The 2,336-nt window shown below is 71.8% G+C and carries 2 protein-coding genes and 1 pseudogene; 2 read left to right on the forward strand and 1 reads right to left on the reverse strand.

Going from position 1 to position 2,336, the window contains the following annotated elements; genetic code table 11:
- Positions 1–196, reverse strand: a pseudogene (locus tag AB0M20_RS38835) (hypothetical protein); the annotation flags it as partial.
- Positions 197–689: 493 nt separating this feature from the next.
- Between AB0M20_RS38835 and AB0M20_RS38840 the strand changes: the two are divergent.
- Together AB0M20_RS38840 and AB0M20_RS38845 are read left to right on the forward strand one after the other, a co-directional pair.
- Positions 690–1,439, forward strand: a complete 750-nt coding sequence (locus AB0M20_RS38840) for an SDR family oxidoreductase (RefSeq protein ID WP_364305973.1) — start codon at positions 690–692, stop codon at positions 1,437–1,439.
- Between the two features lie 128 nt (positions 1,440–1,567).
- On the forward strand, positions 1,568–2,336 hold a 769-nt coding region (locus tag AB0M20_RS38845), incomplete at its 3' end, for a trypsin-like peptidase domain-containing protein (RefSeq protein ID WP_364305974.1).

The following is a 2,336-nucleotide window of genomic DNA, read 5'->3' on the forward strand; positions in this document are numbered from 1 at the left end:
GTACGAGAACGGCGGCGCCGGGGACGCCGGCGAAGGCGTCCTGCATCTGCGGCAGCACCGGGGCGATCAGCACGGCACCCAGGACGGAGAGGCAACTGGCCGCGAGGAGGACGAGCAGTCGCGGGCGGCCCGCGCCGCGCGGCTCGGTCAGCGGTCCTCGGACGGCGGCTTCGGAGCTCGCGAGTTGTTCCGACACGGTGCTCTCCGGTGGCTAGTGAGCGGCATCACGTGCGGAGAGTGTCGAGCCGGGGTCGACGTGAGCGGAAATCACTTCTTCTGAAGCGCAGTATCAGCGGCGGTGATATCCACCTGACCGGTCGCCACGGCGGCGGCCCGGACGAGGATGTCGCGCAGGTAGGCGTGCTGCGGGTCGTCGTCTCAGGGCGATGCGTACGCGGGCTAGCTGGGCCGCCGCGCGGGTCACGCTGCGCTCCTGCAACAGGGCGTCCAGCGCCACCATGAGATTGAGGTCCAGGGCGGCCAGATTCACGGCACCAGTATCAGTCACGCTGATGACCCGCATCAGAAGCTCTCGTCTTCCCCGGCGTGAACGAATCGTCGACCGTGGGAAACATGAGGCAAGCAGTGCGGCCGGCGACGGCGCACCAACCCGGTGCACACCATTCCGACCCCTGGGGTCTCGAGGTGTGCCCGAACTTGTTCGACGTCACCGTCCGGAAGCGTGTGGCGTGAAGCTCGCCGGCAAGGTCGTCGTCGTCACCGGCGCCGCGCAGGGCCAAGGTGCCGCTGCTGCGCGATTGCTGACGGCCGAGGGCGCCACGGTCGTCGGTTGCGACGTTCTCGGTGGCGCGGATCTCCGGCGGCTCGACGTCGCCGACGCCGCCGGATGGGCCGCGCTGGCCGCCGACCTGCGGGACCGCCACGGCCGGGTCGACGGGCTGGTCGCCAACGCCGGAATCACCTGGCGGGCCCGGCTCGGCGACCTCGACCTCGACCCGGCCGACCTGGCCAGGGTGTACGACGTCAACGTCACCGGCACGCTGCTCGGCATCCAGGCGCTCACTCCGCTCATGCCCGCGGGTGGGTCGATCGTCGTCGTCGGCTCCGTCGCCGCGCTGACCGGGCACTTCCCCGTCGCGTACACGACCTCGAAATGGGCCCTGCGCGGCCTGGCCAAGGCCGCCTGCCTCGAGCTCGGCCCCCGCGGCATCCGGGTCAACACGATCCATCCCGGCTACATCGAGACACCGATGACCGCCTCGGCGGCGCCTGCGTTCCGCGCCGCCAACATCGCGGAGACGCCGCTGGGCCGCACCGGCACCGCGGACGAGGTTGCGCCGCTGGTCGCCTTCCTGCTCAGCGACGACGCCTCGTTCATCACCGGGGCGGAGATCCCGGTCGACGGCGGGATGACGGCGCACGGAGGCGTGAAGTCGATCCACGACGCCCTCTTCGGCGATCTCAAAGAGACACAGTGATGCTCACATCTCCGGCGGGCCGTACACCTGGAATCTCGCCGTGGTCGCCACGCTGAACTCCGGCGGGCTCATCGACGCGGCCGGCCTTTCCCTGCTGATTCATAGGAAACGCTCGTAGAGTTGCCAGGATGATGGAGGTGCTCGGCCCGGAGCGTGATCCGGCCGGACCCGCCCCGGCACCCGCCGAGCCGGCCCGCCGCTGGGATCGCGCGCGATGGCGCCGGAACGTTTTGGTGGCCGTCGTCCTGGTCTGGGCGATCGGGATCACCGCCTTCGTCCTGCTCCGCGGCCGCACCGACTCGCCTCCGGTCGCCGCGCCGGCGCCCTCGCCGTCCGCCTCCGACGGGCCCCTCAGCGTCGCCGAGACCTACCAGCTGCTGCGGCCGTCCGTGGTGCAGATCCGGTCGACCCGCGCCGGCACCCGGGAGAACGCCGGAAGCATGGCGGAGTCGGCCATCGGCACCGGCACGATCGTCAACGCCGACGGCACCATCCTGACCGCCGCGCACGTCGTCGAGGGCGCCCGGACCATCGAGGTCGGCTACGCCGACGGCACCAGGTCGGCGGCGACCGTCGCGAGCGCCGACCGCAAGCAGGACATCGCCACGCTGACCCCGGCGAAGCTGCCCGAGACGGTGGTCCCGGCCGTGCTCGGGGGCGCCGTCGCCGTCGGCGCCGACGTGGTCGCGATCGGCAACCCGCTCGGGCTGACCGAGAGCACCACCAGTGGCGTGGCCTCCGGGCTGAACCGCACCGCGGGCGGCATCGCCGGGCTGATCCAGTTCGACGCGGCGGTCAACCCGGGCTCCTCGGGCGGCCCCCTGGTCAACGACCGCGGCCAGGTGATCGGCGTGGTCATCGCGCTGGCCAACCCGAGCGACGCCGGCACGTTCATCG

This window comes from Actinoplanes sp. NPDC051633 (genome assembly GCF_040681735.1).
In the GTDB taxonomy this organism is placed as follows: Bacteria; Actinomycetota; Actinomycetes; order Mycobacteriales; family Micromonosporaceae; genus Actinoplanes.